Below are 16,143 nucleotides of genomic sequence, written 5' to 3'. Positions count from 1 at the left end.
TAACCTTGAATGCCAATACTTATATAATTATAACTGAGAGTGTAATAATATCAAGACTTAATTTAATTTTATTTTTTTACTGAGAATAAACATATTGTCTTTATTGATAGTAATTACCATTCGTTTGTGGGGTATTAGTTCTTCTTTAATAATAGCTTGTGCGATAATAGTTTCAATATGGTGCTGAATATATCGTTTAATCGGTCGTGCGCCATATTCTTCATCATAAGCATCTTTTAGTATTTTATTAACTACTTCTGATTCATAAGATAATTGTAAATTTTTTTCTTGTCTTAATCGTAATAATAAAGTATCTAATTCTTTAATAATAATTTCTGTTATTACTTTTTTACTTAATGGATTGAAGATAACAATTTCATCAATTCGATTAATAAATTCTGGTCGAAATGATTTTTTTAAGATATTTAATGCTTGTTCTTTACTGTTATCTTTACCACTTAATAGTTCTTGTGAACCAAGATTTGAAGTCATAATAATTATTGTGTTTTTAAAGTCAATTAAGAGACCGTGACTGTCTGTAATTCTACCTTCATCAAGAATTTGTAATAAAATATTTAATACTTCAGGATGGGCTTTTTCGATTTCATCAAAAAGAATGATACTGTAAGGATTTCTTCTTACTTTCTCGGTTAATTGTCCACCATTTTCATAACCAACATAGCCAGGAGGTGAACCTAGTAATTTGCTAACTGCGTGTTTTTCCATAAATTCTGACATATCAATACGAACCATATTTTTTTCGCTATCAAATAAAATATCAGCTAAGGTTCTGGCAACTTCAGTTTTTCCAACACCGGTTGGACCCAAGAAAATAAATGAACCAATTGGGCGATTGGGATCTTTAATACCAGCACGAGCTCTAATTAAAGCATCACTTACCAACTGTAGGGCATTACTTTGACCTTTAATTCTCGTATTTAAAGTTAAGGGTAATTTTAATAATTTTTCTTTTTGGGTTGCTAATAAACGAGTAACAGGAATGCCGGTTCATTTTGCAACAACTTTTCCAATATCTTCACTAGTAACATCTTCGCGTAGTAAAGGATTATCTTTTTTTATATTTTCACTATCTTTAAGTTCTTTTTCTAAGTTGGGAATAATACTATATTGTAGTTCACCAGCTTTTGTAAAATTACCTGATAATTGATACAATTCTAGTTCTGATTTAGCATTTTCTAATTTATTTTTTAAACTAGTAATATGGTCTAATGCTGACTTTTCTTTGATTCATTTATCTTCTAATTGTTGTAAAGTATTTTTTTTAGTTTTTAATTGTTTATCGACTTCAATTAGTCTTGTTTGCGAGTTTTCATCTTTTTCTTTGCTTAAGGCCGCTTGTTCAATTTTTAATTGTAAGACTTTTCTTCTTATATCATCTAAATCACTAGGAACCGAAGCAATTTCAGTTTTAATACTAGCACAAGCTTCATCAATTAAGTCAATTGCTTTATCAGGTAAGTAACGATCATTAATATATTTATTAGATAGATAAACAGCTTCTCGTAATGCACTATCATGAATTTTTACACCATGATAAGCTTCAAAACGTTCTTTTAAACCACGTAAGATAGCAGTTGTATCTTCTGTTGTTGGTTCTTTAATAATCATCTTACGAAATCTTCGTTCAAGGGCTGCATCTTTTTCAATGTATTGACGATATTCGTCAAGTGTTGTGGCACCAATACAACGTAGCTCACCACGCGCTAACATTGGTTTTAGTAAATTAGAAGCATCCATTGAACCTTGTGTTCTACCAGCACCAACAATTAAATGTAGTTCATCAATAAATAAAATAATTTTTCCATTAGAATTTTTAATTTGGTTAATAACCGCTTTTAATCGTTCTTCAAACTCACCTTGGAATTTAGCGCCAGCAATTAGTGCTCCCATATCTAGTTCATAAATAATTTTATCTTTTAAGTTACTAGGAACATCACCACGAACAATACGTTGGGCTAAACCTTCAATAATAGCAGTTTTACCAATACCAGGTAAACCGATTAAGACGGGGTTGTTTTTAGTTTTTCGTGAGAGTATTTCTTCTACTTTACGAATATCTTCATCACGTCCAATAATAGGATCAATTTTTCCTGTTTTAGCTTGTACAATTAGATTACGAGCAAATTTATCAAGAATTTTAGGATCATTACTATAGTTAGGGATTTCATTTAATTTCATAATGTCACTCCTCTTTTTAGCACTATAATTACTTGATTGCTAATCATATTAATATACTAACAAATAAAATTAGCAGTTTCAAGTAGTAACTGCTAATTTTATATTTAATTGACTTAGGGATAAGTATTTTCAATTAAAGAAACTTAATATAATATTAATATTTGTGATAGATCTTGTAGGTATTTTAGATCTTAAATATATATTTCTCGTGTAAATAATATATATCATATTTTTAAAAGAATTGATATACTAATTACATAATTGCTAGATAAAAATAAATAATAGTAATTTAATAACTTTTAAATATTAAATTTATAAGGAAATATTATGAAACAATTTAAACAAAAATTAATTTTATTACTTAGTGCTAGCAGTTTATTAGTAACCTCAGTATTAAGTATTAGTTTTAATAATAAAAATCATCAAACTAGTAATAGTAAAGTTAGCGGCTTTCATATTATTGTTAAGTCATCAAATCGTAACTTAGTTAATAGTATTAAATCTTGAAATAATGATTCACAATATTTATATAATAATGTTAAAAATACACCATTAAATGTTAATTTTGATAGTTATGATCAAATTATTAATAATGATTGAACACATAGTAATATTGAAACAAATGATATTATTAATGATCAAAGTTATAGTCAATTAAAAAATATTATTAATGATAATAGTAGTTATTTTAAAAATGCAGAAGTTTTTCTTACTGCAGGTGCTTTTGGTCATACTTTTAATGAAAAAAGTAATAATTTAATTTTACAATATCATCAAACAATTAAAGAAAATATTGATGCAGGACTTTTTGCAAAAATATATGAAGCAAGTGACATTAATAATTTAATGGAAGTTCCATATAATTTACAACCAACTATTAATTTTCAAAATTCTAATTTTGAAACGCGTGCTAAAATATTTCCAATTGGACCATTTGCAAATACTAAGGATAGTTTTAGTAATGAAATGTTTGTTTTATGTGCATCCTCCTTTTAAAAAATCAGGATTAGAAATTTCTATTAATAATGAAAACATAGCAATAAAAAAATTGTTAAAACTAATAGTAATAAAACTTTTGACTATGCTATTTTAAACCAAGATTATAGTAAAAATAAGCCCACTATATATAATGTTAAATGAAATGATAGTGGTGGTAGTACTGTTTTAAGACAAGAAACACTTACTATTAATAGTTCTATGCCAGACATTCAATTTATTAATGAAAAAGAAGATAAATCTTCATTAATTCATCAATATTTTATTAATGATGAAAAAAATAGTAATTTACAAATGATTGCTTTTAATCAAATTAAATCAGAAGCTGTTATTACTGCTAATGTTAGTGAAGATAAATGAACATATCAGCGTGTTGATGATAATCTTGTTCCGCAAGAAGAAAAGGTAACACCTATTTCAAATCAACCATTAAAAACATATCAATCTGAAGATCATACTATTTATTTATTACAAAGAATAGTAAATGATAAAGTTGATAATTCTTCAAGACAATATTTAAATATTTATAATATTAATTCTTTATCAACTAAGTTTTCTGGTTTTACTAATTTTGCTAATAGTCAATATGGTATTAATTTTAATCAGTATTTACAAGAAACTACTAATATAGATTGTGCAATTAATGTACTAAATCCAGGTCAATTACGTTATTGATTATTGTTTTATGAACACGATTTAATTACTCATTTATATGCTAATGTTAAACATGATGAAAAAAATAAAAATAACCCTTTTGCTTTACCAGAAATAAAACCAAAAACAACAACTTTAATTAATAATTGAAATATTATAATTATTGGTAGTACTTTTTTATTAGTTATTATTGCTGTTCCAGTAGTTATATCAATATTAAGAAGAATAAAAATTAAAAAGTAAGCGGTTAATTAAAGTAAGCCTAGTCATTATAGATATAGTTTATTAAATTTTAATCATATAGATAGTATAAAAATTTATGTAATATTGATAAAAATAATTAAATTTTCTATACTAAATATAGAAAATATGATATTATTTTTTTAAAAATTAATATAAGTTTTAAACTCATTACTTATTCAAAAGTAAATGAGTTTTTTTAATTTTTTTAAAAAAAGAGAAGTTAATAATGACTTGATTAGAAGTAGAAAAGGCAATTGCAGATTTAGATGAAAGACAAAAAGATGAAACTAATTTTATATTAGTTGATAGTAATTATCATCCAGAAATGACTAAGAAAAAATACAAATACTGAAAAAAATTTAAAACAAAACATTCAACAGCAGCAAAAAAAATAAAAATTATTTCTGCGTCTACTAAAGGACTTGTTAAGGGGGGTTATGAAGGTATTCCTGAAGGTGCTGTTAGAGGTACTATTATTGGTGCTGGTGCTTTTTTGGTTACATCTTTTTTTCTATCTCCACCTGCTGGCATTATTGTTGCAGGAACTGCTGTTTTAAATGGTGGTGCTACTTATGCAGTTGCTAAAGGTAGTCATGTAACTATTATAAAAGGAAAAGCAGCAGCAAAAAAATTTGATGAAAAGAAAAAAATTACAAAAACAAGATTTAGAAGAAGCACAAAAATACGCAATAAATTCTAATACAGATTTACAAAATAAAACAAAAATTAAATCAAAAAAATCAATTAATTTATAGGATAGGTAATTTTTAATTTCATTAAATTGTGGAAAACTATTTTTATTTTAAATTTTTGTATTAAAATAAGTGTTATTTAATAAATATAAATCTTATTTAATTATTGATAAAAGCATGTTAAAATTGTAAAGAATTATATTATAGAAGAGGATAAGTATGGAAAGTAAAAACCAAGAAGTTAATTTTGAAAATAATATTGAAAATACATTTCCAAGAACTAAGTTTTTTCTAAGTGTTGGTTATTTAATAATACAAGTATTAATTCCGGGAATTATTCTTTTTTTTACTACTAGTACTGATTTTACTTTTACTTTTAAATTGCCTTTTTGAATAATGGTACTTTCTAGTCTAAGTTTAATTATATTTACTTTTATTATAACCTTTATTACATATAAGTTAAAATTACATCAATTAGATCAATTTACATATAGTATTTCATTTGCTTTTGTTTTATCATTATTTTATTTGTCAGGATACTTTTTAACTCCTCAACAAATTTTAATACGTTTTATTATTTCAATCGCTGGTGCTGTTATTGGTATTTTTTTAACGAGTATTATTTTATTATTAGTATTAAGAAAAAAACAAAAAAAATCATATATTAAGATATAATAAGTGATATAAATCTAAAAAAATAAAAGGAAAAGAAGGTGCGTAATATATGTTACGCACCTTTTTAAGTATGTGTTTTTTATTTACTATATAAAAATTATTTAATATCTAATTCTCATACATTTGTAATCGTTCCAGCAAATAGTTTTTTGTCAACTATTAATGATTAATATACTGAAGCATTTAATTCATATTTGTTTTTTACTTGACTAAAACTTGAATCAAGTTCATAAAAATTATTATTATCAGTGGTAGCATATATTTTGTTATTTAAATCTTCTATTGATAAAGAAATAATTTTACCATCTTTCAAATTAATTTTTTCTTTTATTTCATTTTTGATTAAATCATACTGATAAATTTTGTCTTCTGTTGCTAATATTAATTCGGTATCAGATAGTGCTTTAATATCAAAAATAATATTACTTTTATTTTTAAAATCATATTTTAATTTATGGGTTTTAGTTTCTAAATCAATTTCTCATAATTTTCCTTCACTAGTGCCAGCGTATATTTTATTTTCTGTAACTTTAACTAGGGCATTTACATCACTTCAATCGTCAAAACGATATTTTTTAGTATTACCAGTATTAATATCTAATTCATAAACATTACCATCACCAGTACCAACATATAACTTATTTTTTGAACCTTCAATTAAAGTTTTAGAATCACGCTTATCACCAAATCCAGTGAATTTCTTATCTGCAGTTTCAGTTTCTAAATCAATTTCTCAAATTGTATTTGTTATAATACCAACATATACTTTACAATTTGATGCTTTAATTAAACTATTTATACGTTCTTCATTTAATTGATATTTATTGATTTTTGTATTATTAGTAAAATCAATTTCTCAAATATTTCCGTTTTCTGTTGCAGTAAATATTATACTATCTGAGATTTGAAGAAATTTATTTATTTTTCCATCATTTAATTCATATTTATTAAAAATTTGACTTTCACCTATGATAATTGTTAAATTAGTAGTTAATTTTTAAATGAATCATAATTATAATTAATTTTTGCATGGCTTTTATCCCTTTATGTACTATTTTTAAATTTTATCACATAAATGGAGATAAAAGCCTATCTAGGAAATTATCCCTACATGTATCTAAATCAAACACAAAATTATAGTTTCAAAACTAGGTATCTTATTGAATTTATATGCATCTTCTTTTGCATATAAATGAATATTGTGTTTTAAAACTTTTATGTGTGTTCGGAAAGTTCGTCGGATGTGTTTTCATGCAGATTCAATCTGGTTTGTGTTTACACCTGTTGATGACACATACCCAACTTCATGATTTACGATTTCATGTTTGTGATAGAAGTTTTTGAAACTTCCATATCCCTTCCAAGAATCCGTAAATAGACAACACCCAGTAGAAATGTGTTTCAATGCAAATCATAAAAGGTTTTTCTCATCTGCTTTTTTCAATACTTTCACAATTAGTTTGTTGCTGGTTTTCTCATAAACTCCAACAATCAAGGTTTTATTCAACAAGGATTTTCCTTGTTGAATAAAACCTACATGTGAAAGATACATTTCATCCATCTGTGCTGTGCCATCATCAATGAACCCTGCATCTTGATTCCAAATTCTAGTTCTGATTTCATGAACCATTCTTCAAGCTGTTTTATATGTCACACCCAATTCCCTTGCAACATCTGTTGATGTTATACCATGCTTTGTGTTTATTCATCTAAAGATGAAATAAAACCAAGATGTCAAAGGTGTTTGTGACTTGTGAAAAATGGTGTCATGAAGAATACTAAATGTTTGATGACATTTCAAACATCTTATTCTTCTCAAATCAGAAACATTCAAACTAGAAGAAACACACCTGATACATTTTATTACTTTCAACTTCGCTATATATTTCAAACAATCGTTTTCATTTTGAAATATGCTATTGAATTCATTTCAATTCATTTTTTCCTCCACACTAGTACATGTGGGGATAATTTCCTTTTGCATTAATAGAACCAATAACTGTGAAGTCTTCATCTTTTAAATCAATTTCTTTATTTTTAGTAATTTTGTTTAATGAAAATAAATTATTTTTAAAAGAATTTTTAATTTCAGAAATTAATGAATTTTTAATAAATTCAGCATTAATTGAATCATTTAATTCCATTACTGAACTTTGAAAATTAACTTTTGTTGTATATTTTGTTTCATTAATAGCATCAACAATTTTTTCAGAAGAAGCATTAATATTAATTATTAATAAAGTTTCTTTATTTTTAATTTCTCCATAATTAAAAATGATTTTAGCGTTAATTATACCTCATTTATCTAAATCTTTTTGTTTTAAATCTTCTTCATTATTAGTAATTTTATTAAATTTAAAATCTTCGAATTTAAAAGCATTTTTAATATAATTATTTTTTATTTCATTTTTAATAAATTCAGATTTATTAATTTTTTTATTGATAGATTCTAAACTATCTTTCATTGTTATATTAACTGTATATGTATTTTCAATAATATCATCAACAATTTGTTTATCTTAATATTTTACACTGATTTTTAAATCAACAAATTGATTTTTAATTTTTCCATAATTATAATTAATTTTTGCATTAATAAGTCCTATTTTTTTAAAGTCATTGTTATTAATTTCTTAATTTTTTTCATTTATAATTTTATTTAATGAAAATAAATTATTATTAAAATTTTTTTGATTAATTTTATCTAATGAATTTTTAATAAAGTCTGAACTAATGTTTGTTTTTAATTCATCTATAGTACTATTAATTATAATATTATCAAGTGAATAATTAGTTTGATTAATTGCATTTACTATTTTTTGATCATTATTTTTTTGTTTTTCTTTTATTGCATATGATGCAATACTTAAAGACATTGGTAATACAATAGTTAATACACCAACTGTTGCTAGCATTTTTTTGTAACTTAATTTTCTTTTCATCTTTCACCACTCCAAAGCGTTATTATATTGTTTTTCTGTTTGAATTTCAATACTTAAAAAGGAATGAGTTAAATTGAATATCAATTATATTTTAATTCCTAAATAATTTTTTAATGTTTTAATTTACTATTGATCAGTTTACATTAGTTTTAATTTATATTGATTTGTTGAAGATTTTTTTGTGAATTTAGTGAATTTGCTTCTTTTTTTATTGAAGAAAAATCTTGAATCTTATTTACTTTTTTATTGATTTTATATACTTGTTTCAATATTTGATATTCTGGTCTAGATTTTACATAACTACTGTCTTTATCAACAATATATTTACCACTTTTAGCAATTACAATACCACCAGCAGTTGCTTCTAATGTATTCATTAATGATGCTTCTGGATTTAATACTGCATTTAATACACCAGCTCCACCACCACAAATTAATGATGTTCCAACTTTAGTTTTATTTTTATCTTTATTTTTTACAGCTTTTTTAATTTGATAACCTGCTATTCCTCCAGCTGCAGCACCAATCGCAATGTTGGTAACAGGCACTGGATTTGTTCATGAAAGACCGTCAATTGCTCCTAATCCAGCACCAAACAACGGTAAATAATCAATTGTTTCATTAATGATATTTTTATCTTTAGCCATCTCTTTTAATCTTCTTTTCTAAAAATAAAAAAACTCATTTACTTTTGAATAAGTAATGAGTTAAAAACTTATATTAAGTTTAGAAAAATAATATCATAATTTCAATAATAATTATAAAAAGAATATTAATTACATAATCTAGTGTAGATATAATTATAGTTACATTAATTATTTAAATATTAAAGATATAATTTTTTTCTGATTTTTTATCATTATTTTATATTTAAATTATTTGTATAATTACTAATTTTGTATTGCTTTTAATAAAAAATACTTTATAATATTTAAGACTGTTTATGCAGTTTCAACCGCTCTACTTTAGGTTAACAAGTGATTTATTCCACCTATAAGGCGAGTCTAAACTGGAGGTAATAAGAAAAATGTTTGTGGTTATTCAAACAGGAGGAAAACAAATTAACGTTTCCTATGATCAAGAGATTTTTGTTGAAAAACTTGTTGGCAAAGTTAAAGATAAGATTATTTTTGACAAAATATTGATGATTGATCAACAATTCGGTAACCCTTTCCTAAAAGGTGCTGAAGTTCATGGTGAGATTATTAAACAAGATAAATCAAAAAAGATTCGAGTGTTTAAATATAAACCTAAGAAAAATTCAAAAACAATGTATGGACACCGTCAGCCATATACAAAGGTATTAATTACTGATATCTTACTTGGTGGTAAAAGTCTTGTTGATAAGAAAACTGAACAATCAAAATCAGTAATTAAAGATGAAGTAAAAAAAGAAGTAATTTCTGAAGTATTAACTCCTATTATTAAAGAGCCAAAATCAGTATTTAGTAAAGTAAAAAAAGAACTTACAAAAGAAAAAGTTGTTAAAACTAAATCAGTTGTTAAGGATAATATTACAGAGCCAGATAACACTAAAAATGTTGTTAGTGAAGGTAATTTAAAAACTATTTTTGATCATAAAAATATGACTGTTAAAGTTGTTAAAGAAGATGATGAAAATAATAACAAATAATTTAAGGTAATATTAAATTATGGTTAAAGTTACTTATAATTACCAAAATAGTAACATTGTAGAAGTTATAATTACTGGTCATGCTAATTTTTCAAAAATTGGAAATGATATTGTTTGTGCAGGCATTTCAGCCATTGTTATTGGTACATTAAATGCACTTCATGAACTTGATAATAATCAAGTTCAAGTAATTAATAATACTGCTGGATTAGTTAAACTTAAAGTTGCTAGTTTCACTAATAATAGTCAAATCATTTTAAAAACAATGCTTTGACAATTAAAAACTATTAAAGAACAATATCCAAAATATATTAACATAAAAGAGGTGTAATTATGTTTTATAAATTAAATTTACAATTATTTGCTTCAAAAAAAGGAGTGGGTTCAACTCGTAATGGTCGTGATTCACATTCTAAACGTTTAGGTGCTAAAATTGGTGATGGACAAAGTTTAAAAGAGGGAACAATTATTTATCGTCAACGTGGAACTAAAATTCACCCTGGTGAAAATGTAGGACGTGGTGGTGATGATACCTTATTTGCTTTAAAATCAGGAATTGTTAAGTATACTATTTTTAAAAAAAATAAAACACGAGTTTCAGTTATACTTGATAAAAAGTAAAAATAAATTTTTAATAATAAAAACCTATTTTCAATGCTATCATATTTTGAAGATGGGTTTTGTTTGTTTATTTTATGTTTAATGATATGATAGGAGAAAATAATGAAACATCTTACTTTAATAATTACTGGTAGTATTTCAGCAAACAAAGCCTTAATTTTATTAAAACAATTAAAAAAAGGGCTTTTATCCCTTTATATACTATTTTTAAATTTTATCACATAAATGGAGATAATTTCCATTATTTATATAATCTTTTAATTCTTTTTCTAATTGTGTTTTATTTTCTTGTATTATTTTTTGTAAATATCTAATATTTTTTTCTGTTTCTTTTAATTGTTTTTCTAATTTTTCTTTAATACCTTTAGATTCTCTTAATTCTGCTGCTTGTTTTGCTATAGTATATCTAGATTTTCTTAATTCTTTTTCTAAATTTTCATTTTTATCCTTATAATCTTTAAGTTCTGTTTCTAGTTTTTCTTTATCATTTTCTATTTCTTTTAATTTTATTTCTAGTTTTGCATTATTATCTTGAGTTTCTTTTAATTCTTCTTCGAATTTTTCTTTATTATCCATATAATCTTGGATTATTTCTTGTAAATCTTCAATACTTTCTGTTGCTTCTCTTTTAAGTTTGTTTCTAATTTTGTATTTTTATCTTGAATTTTTTTAATTCTTCTTTTAGTTCTTTAACTTTATATTCGAAATTTTTGTTTTCTTTTACTGATTTTGTATAAAGATTGCTTATTTCGTCTAATTTATTACATGTTTCTTGTAATTTTTTATTTAATTTTTCAATTTTTTTATCACATTTATTATTAGTGGTAATAACTCATCAACTATCAACATCAGATTTTTTTACTATATTTTTATCTTTATCATTTATCATTTTTAAAGTACCCCTTTTTAAATATAAATATTTATATTTAATAATTGAGATTTATTAAAATATTTTTGGCTTTTATCCCTTTATGTACTATTTTTAAATTTTATCACATAAATGGAGATAAAAGCCTATCTAGAAAATTATCCCCACATGTATCTAAATCAAACACAAATGGAATGGCAACTTTTTTTAGGACTGTTTTTTGGTAGACATTTGTGCTTGGTGTTTTATGGGGGTTAAGTAGTTTAGAGTACTGTGGATTCTTATGTTGTTGTATCAATTGATATAAGCAAATAATTATAATTTTAATTGGATTAATGATGTAAAATTTTTATCATTAATAAACTCTGTTTTGAAAGTTTTGAAAGTTGCTTCAGCAACAGCGTTATCATAAGGACAACCTTTTTTGCTTAAAGAGTGGGTAATATTGAATGCTAATAAAACTATTGATAAACTTTTATTATTAAATTCATTACCGCGATCGCTATGAAATATTTCAATATTTTTTAAACAACGATTTGAGCAAATAAATGCTTGATATAATAATGATGCATCTTTTTTAGTACCTACACTATGTCCAATAATTTCGCGATTGTACAGGTCGATTAATAAGCAAATATAGTTTAATTTACCATTAACTTGAACATAAGTTAAATCACTAACAATAACTTCATTTTTAAGCCTATTATTAAAGTCTTTATTAACAAGATTAGTAATTTGACTATCATTGACTTTATTATGATAATTTAGTGTATTTTGATATTAAATTATGTTTATTCATAATTTTTTTAATTTTTCGTCTTGATAAATTATGGCTTTTATCCCTTTATGTACTATTTTTAAATTTTATCACATAAATGGAGATAAAAGCCTATCTAGGAAATTATCCCTACATGTATCTAAATCAAACACAAAATTATAGTTTCAAAACTAGGTATCTTATTGAATTTATATGCATCTTCTTTTGCATATAAATGAATATTGTGTTTTAAAACTTTTATGTGTGTTCGGAAAGTTCGTCGGATGTGTTTTCATGCAGATTCAATCTGGTTTGTGTTTACACCTGTTGATGACACATACCCAACTTCATGATTTACGATTTCATGTTTGTGATAAAAGTTTTTGAAACTTCCATATCCCTTCCAAGAATCCGTAAATAGACAACACCCAGTAGAAATGTGTTTCAATGCAAATCATAAAAGGTTTTTCTCATCTGCTTTTTTCAATACTTTCACAATTAGTTTGTTGCTGGTTTTCTCATAAACTCCAACAATCAAGGTTTTATTCAACAAGGAAGATCCTTGTTTTTTAAAACCTACATGTGAAAGATACATTTCATTCATCTGTGCTGTGCCATCATCAATGAACCCTGCATCTTGATTCCAAATTCTAGTTCTGATTTCATGACACCATTTTTCAAGCTGTTTTATATGTCACACCCAATTCCCTTGCAACATCTGTTGATGGTATACCATGCTTTGTGTTTATTCATCTAAAAATGAGATAAAACCAAGATGTCAAAGATGTTTGTGACTTGTGAAAAATGGTGTCATGAAGAATACTAAATGTTTGATGACATTTCAAACATCTTATTCTTTTTAAATCAGAAACATTCAAACTAGAAGAAAAACACCTGATACATTTCATTACTTTCAACTTCGCTATATATTTCAAACAATCATTTTCATTTTGAAATATGCTATTGAATTCATTTCAATTCATTTTTTCCTCCACACTAGTACATGCGGGGATAATTTCCATTTAAATATAAAAGTAGTTTACTAATAGGTCAGTAATAAATTTTATTTTTTTAAATTACTTTAAATAAATATCAAATAAAGTTTATATGTGAAAAAAAACAATATACAATATATTTTTTCAAAGATAAAACTAAATAAAAAAAACTATTTATTTGATTTTAATCAAATTAATAAAAACACTTATAAGTTTTATTTTAATATATAATTTTTCATATATGAAAATAACTTAAATGATATTTAACATTAAAAAAAAACATTTTTTTAATTTTCATAAAGCAAAAATGGTTTACAAAAAATATTAACTAGATATAGTAAATTATTATTTTTTTAACAATAATATCTGTATACTAAAATTATATGAAAAATAAAATAGTATTTTACACAAAAATGTTAACACTATATAATAAGAGTTTTTATTAATATAAAAAAGGAGTAAGAAATGCGTTTTATAGATGTAACAAAATTAAAAGTTACTGCTGGCAAAGGTGGTGATGGTGTTGTTGCTTTTCGTCGTGAACTTTATGTAGCCAAAGGTGGTCCATCTGGTGGAGATGGAGGAAGAGGCGGTAATATTATCTTTATTGGTGATTCGGGTATGAATACTCTATTAGACTTACGTAAAAATAAAGAGATAACTGCTGAAGATGGTAAAAATGGTGCACCCAAAAATATGCATGGACGTAAAGGAACCAATACTTATGTAAAAGTTCCATTGGGTACTATTATTAGAGATAACAAAACTCAAAATATTCTTGGTGATATTATTAAAGATAAACAAGAAATAATAATTGCTGCCGGTGGTCTTGGTGGACTAGGAAATGCTCGTTTTGCTTCGGCAATAAATCGAGTACCTAAAATATGTGAAAAAGGAATGCCTGGACAACATTTTCAAATAATTTGTGAGTTGAAATTATTGGCTAATGCCGGATTAGTTGGGTTGCCTAACGCCGGTAAATCAACATTATTAGGAGCTATTTCTGCTTCAACTCCAACAGTTGCTGATTATCCTTTTGCAACTCTTAATCCGCATTTAGGTGTTGTTAAAGTTGATAAAAATAATAATTTTGTTATGGCGGATTTGCCTGGATTAATAGCGGGAGCTAGTTTAGGAAAAGGACTAGGTTTACAATTTTTGCGTCATATTGAACGTTGTCAAGTTTTAGTACATATGATTGATATTAGTGATAAGACTCAAGATCATTTTTTAAATTATCAATTAATTATGAGTGAATTAGAAAGTTATAATAAAGATTTGACAAAAAAACCGCATTTAATTGTTGCGAATAAAATTGATTTACCAGATGCAGAAACTAATTTAGAGAAATTAAAAGAACAAATTAAATTACCAATAATTGCAATTTCTGCTATGAAACATATTAGTTTGGATATATTAATTAAAGATATTGCTAAAGCTGTTGAAAAAGAACAACTGCATCAAGTTAATAATGATGAAAATAATGAAGAACATATTCTTTATGAATATATTAATAAAGAAGAAGTTCCACAAGTTTTTATTACTAAAATTGCAAGTAATAAATGAACTATTTCTGGTAAAGCCGTTGAAGTAATATATCAAAAAAATTCTTTAAATAATTATCATAATATTTTATTATTTAAAATTAAATTACAAGATTTAGGAATTTATGATGAATTAAGAAAGCAAGGAATAAAAAAAGGTGATCATGTTAAGATTTTTAATTATGATATGATTTGGGAAGAAGAATAAAAAAGAGCAAAGGAAAATAGGAAATGGAAATAGTAATTAGTTTATTGGTAGTTATTTTAATTATTAGTAGTATTGGGGGCTTAATAATTTATATGCAAATTAAAAAAAGTCAGAATGTTACTAGTGACCCAATTGCACAAGACTTTTTAAAAATGCAAGTAGAAACTTTAAAAGAACAATTAAATGATTTTAAAATATCATGAAATGGTTCAGATCGTGATAAAACCGAAAAATTAATTAATTTAATGAGTAATATTGATAATTTTCAAAAAAATTTAGATAAAAAAGAAGATGATTATAAACGCAATGCTGATGTCATTCAAAGACAAGTAGTAGATGTTATTAAAGATTTAGCAAAGTTACAAGAATCATCAACTGTTTTAGGAAAAATTAATGATAATATTCAAAGTTTACAAGAAGTTTTTATTAATACTAAAAAACGTGGTAATGTTGGTGAATTTGTTTTAGAAAAAATTTTGACTAATATGTTGGGTTCAAATCAAAAATTATGAGAACGACAATATAAAACAATTGATGGCAAAGTTGTTGATGCCTATGTAAAAACAGATTCTGAAAAAGAAGGAATTGCTATTGATTCAAAGTTTTCAATTGATAACTATCAAAGGTATTTAGTAAGTGAAGATATTAAAGTTAAAGAAAATTATTTAAAAGATTTTCGTAATGATATTCGTAAACGAATTGATGAAGTTGGAAAATATATTAATATTAAAAATAAGATTTCTAGCGCAGTAATGTTTATTCCTTCTGAAGAAATATTTGCTTTTATTTACGCACAATTTGCTGATGATATTGTTGAATATGCTTTTAAGAAACGTGTTTGAATTACCTCTCCTACTACTTTATCTGCTGTTTTATTTACAGTTGATAAAAATCGTAAAGACATTGATTTCAATAAAAATTTAGAAAAAATGGCAAAAAAATTATGTTTATTCAAAGATGATTTTGATCGTTGGGTTGATAGATGAGAAAAAGTTAAGTCTGGTTTTGATACAACTAATAAAGCCATTGAAACTTTAGATAAAACCCATAATAAAATTGCTGGACATTATAACAATATTTTTGAAATGTCTGAAGAAATAAAAGAGAGTGAATAAT

The 16,143-nt window shown here is 24.6% G+C and carries 21 protein-coding genes, 1 pseudogene and 1 other annotated feature; of the genes and pseudogenes, 11 read left to right on the top strand and 11 right to left on the bottom strand.

All coding sequences use genetic code 4. The annotated features are described in order from the left end of the window. Positions 1–57 precede the first annotated feature (57 nt). Positions 58–2,199 carry an ATP-dependent Clp protease ATP-binding subunit gene (locus AC6I4F_RS06385; protein ID WP_497873230.1) on the bottom strand — a complete coding sequence of 714 codons (2,142 nt, stop codon included), beginning with the start codon at positions 2,197–2,199 and terminating at the stop codon, positions 58–60. A gap of 327 nt (positions 2,200–2,526) precedes the next feature. Here AC6I4F_RS06385 and AC6I4F_RS06380 point away from each other — a divergent pair, with 327 nt between their 5' ends. From AC6I4F_RS06380 to AC6I4F_RS06365, 4 genes are all read left to right on the top strand, one after another. Then, positions 2,527–3,195 carry a hypothetical protein gene (locus AC6I4F_RS06380; protein WP_497873229.1) on the top strand — a complete coding sequence of 223 codons (669 nt, stop codon included), beginning with the start codon at positions 2,527–2,529 and terminating at the stop codon, positions 3,193–3,195. Positions 3,196–3,396: 201 nt separating this feature from the next. Next, positions 3,397–4,092, top strand: coding sequence for a hypothetical protein (locus AC6I4F_RS06375; RefSeq protein ID WP_497873228.1), 696 nt, complete (start codon positions 3,397–3,399; stop codon positions 4,090–4,092). A gap of 226 nt (positions 4,093–4,318) precedes the next feature. Beyond that, positions 4,319–4,792 carry a hypothetical protein gene (locus AC6I4F_RS06370; RefSeq protein ID WP_497873227.1) on the top strand — a complete coding sequence of 158 codons (474 nt, stop codon included), beginning with the start codon at positions 4,319–4,321 and terminating at the stop codon, positions 4,790–4,792. Between the two features lie 211 nt (positions 4,793–5,003). After that, positions 5,004–5,459: a DxFTY motif-containing membrane protein gene (locus AC6I4F_RS06365; RefSeq protein ID WP_497873226.1), complete on the top strand. Its 456-nt coding sequence runs from the start codon at positions 5,004–5,006 to the stop codon at positions 5,457–5,459. Positions 5,460–5,625: 166 nt separating this feature from the next. Here AC6I4F_RS06365 and AC6I4F_RS06360 read toward each other — a convergent pair whose 3' ends face one another. Further along, entirely contained in the window at positions 5,626–5,772 is a 147-nt protein-coding gene (locus tag AC6I4F_RS06360; protein ID WP_497873225.1) for a hypothetical protein, read from the bottom strand. Between the two features lie 49 nt (positions 5,773–5,821). Here AC6I4F_RS06360 and AC6I4F_RS06355 point away from each other — a divergent pair, with 49 nt between their 5' ends. Then, positions 5,822–6,067, top strand: coding sequence for a hypothetical protein (locus AC6I4F_RS06355; RefSeq protein ID WP_497873224.1), 246 nt, complete (start codon positions 5,822–5,824; stop codon positions 6,065–6,067). Positions 6,068–6,576: 509 nt separating this feature from the next. Here the strand turns inward: AC6I4F_RS06355 and AC6I4F_RS06350 are convergent. The 4 genes from AC6I4F_RS06350 to AC6I4F_RS06335 form a co-directional block, all read right to left on the bottom strand. Next, entirely contained in the window at positions 6,577–7,443 is an 867-nt protein-coding gene (locus AC6I4F_RS06350; protein ID WP_497873223.1) for an IS1595 family transposase, read from the bottom strand. Further along, the gene (locus AC6I4F_RS06345; protein WP_497873222.1) at positions 7,412–7,924 is read right to left on the bottom strand and encodes a hypothetical protein; all 513 of its coding nucleotides are present in this window, start codon (positions 7,922–7,924) and stop codon (positions 7,412–7,414) included. Before AC6I4F_RS06345 ends, AC6I4F_RS06350 begins: the two co-directional genes overlap by 32 nt. 168 nt (positions 7,925–8,092) lie before the next feature. Continuing rightward, positions 8,093–8,401 (bottom strand): hypothetical protein, encoded by a 309-nt coding sequence (locus AC6I4F_RS06340; RefSeq protein WP_497873221.1) that lies wholly within the window; start codon positions 8,399–8,401, stop codon positions 8,093–8,095. Positions 8,402–8,550: 149 nt separating this feature from the next. Next, positions 8,551–9,048 carry a hypothetical protein gene (locus tag AC6I4F_RS06335; protein ID WP_497873220.1) on the bottom strand — a complete coding sequence of 166 codons (498 nt, stop codon included), beginning with the start codon at positions 9,046–9,048 and terminating at the stop codon, positions 8,551–8,553. A 296-nt stretch (positions 9,049–9,344) separates the two neighbouring features. Further along, positions 9,345–9,417 (top strand) — a sequence feature (ribosomal protein L21 leader region). 11 nt (positions 9,418–9,428) lie between these two features. On the opposite strand from AC6I4F_RS06335, the pseudogene rplU reads away from it, so the two are divergent. The 3 genes and pseudogenes from rplU to rpmA all read left to right on the top strand — a co-directional run. Next, positions 9,429–9,719 (top strand): annotated as a pseudogene (gene rplU / locus AC6I4F_RS06330) (50S ribosomal protein L21); the annotation flags it as partial. A 334-nt stretch (positions 9,720–10,053) separates the two neighbouring features. Beyond that, on the top strand, positions 10,054–10,365 hold the full coding sequence (locus tag AC6I4F_RS06325; protein WP_281748879.1) for a ribosomal-processing cysteine protease Prp: 312 nt from the start codon (positions 10,054–10,056) through the stop codon (positions 10,363–10,365). Between the two features lie 2 nt (positions 10,366–10,367). Further along, positions 10,368–10,655 carry a 50S ribosomal protein L27 gene (gene rpmA, locus AC6I4F_RS06320; protein WP_174481212.1) on the top strand — a complete coding sequence of 96 codons (288 nt, stop codon included), beginning with the start codon at positions 10,368–10,370 and terminating at the stop codon, positions 10,653–10,655. Between the two features lie 207 nt (positions 10,656–10,862). Here the strand turns inward: rpmA and AC6I4F_RS06315 are convergent, their stop codons facing one another. Both AC6I4F_RS06315 and AC6I4F_RS06310 read right to left on the bottom strand, forming a co-directional pair. Further along, positions 10,863–11,231, bottom strand: a complete 369-nt coding sequence (locus AC6I4F_RS06315; RefSeq protein ID WP_497873219.1) for a hypothetical protein — start codon at positions 11,229–11,231, stop codon at positions 10,863–10,865. A gap of 64 nt (positions 11,232–11,295) precedes the next feature. After that, positions 11,296–11,544, bottom strand: coding sequence for a hypothetical protein (locus AC6I4F_RS06310; RefSeq protein ID WP_497873218.1), 249 nt, complete (start codon positions 11,542–11,544; stop codon positions 11,296–11,298). 65 nt (positions 11,545–11,609) lie between these two features. On the opposite strand from AC6I4F_RS06310, the gene AC6I4F_RS06305 reads away from it, so the two are divergent. After that, the gene (locus AC6I4F_RS06305) at positions 11,610–11,750 is read left to right on the top strand and encodes a hypothetical protein (protein WP_497873217.1); all 141 of its coding nucleotides are present in this window, start codon (positions 11,610–11,612) and stop codon (positions 11,748–11,750) included. Between the two features lie 88 nt (positions 11,751–11,838). On the opposite strand, the gene AC6I4F_RS06300 is transcribed toward AC6I4F_RS06305, so the two are convergent. The 3 genes from AC6I4F_RS06300 to AC6I4F_RS06290 all read right to left on the bottom strand — a co-directional run bounded on the left by AC6I4F_RS06300 (position 11,839) and on the right by AC6I4F_RS06290 (position 13,302). Next, entirely contained in the window at positions 11,839–12,207 is a 369-nt protein-coding gene (locus AC6I4F_RS06300; protein WP_497874679.1) for a transposase, read from the bottom strand. A 233-nt stretch (positions 12,208–12,440) separates the two neighbouring features. Next, complete coding sequence (locus AC6I4F_RS06295) at positions 12,441–12,998, bottom strand: IS1595 family transposase (protein ID WP_497873216.1); 558 nt, start codon at positions 12,996–12,998, stop codon at positions 12,441–12,443. Next, a complete protein-coding gene (locus tag AC6I4F_RS06290; RefSeq protein WP_497873215.1) occupies positions 12,931–13,302 on the bottom strand; it encodes a transposase in 372 nt (123 codons plus the stop codon). Before AC6I4F_RS06290 ends, AC6I4F_RS06295 begins: the two co-directional genes overlap by 68 nt. 438 nt (positions 13,303–13,740) lie before the next feature. Here AC6I4F_RS06290 and obgE point away from each other — a divergent pair, with 438 nt between their 5' ends. Continuing rightward, on the top strand, positions 13,741–15,027 hold the full coding sequence (obgE, locus tag AC6I4F_RS06285; protein ID WP_497873214.1) for a GTPase ObgE: 1,287 nt from the start codon (positions 13,741–13,743) through the stop codon (positions 15,025–15,027). Between the two features lie 23 nt (positions 15,028–15,050). Then, positions 15,051–16,142: a DNA recombination protein RmuC gene (locus tag AC6I4F_RS06280; protein WP_497873213.1), complete on the top strand. Its 1,092-nt coding sequence runs from the start codon at positions 15,051–15,053 to the stop codon at positions 16,140–16,142. Position 16,143 lies beyond the last annotated feature (1 nt).

Source organism: Spiroplasma ixodetis (genome assembly GCF_059729505.1).
Note: the sequence above shows the minus strand (reverse complement) of the source record. Positions and strands in the feature narration are given on the sequence as shown.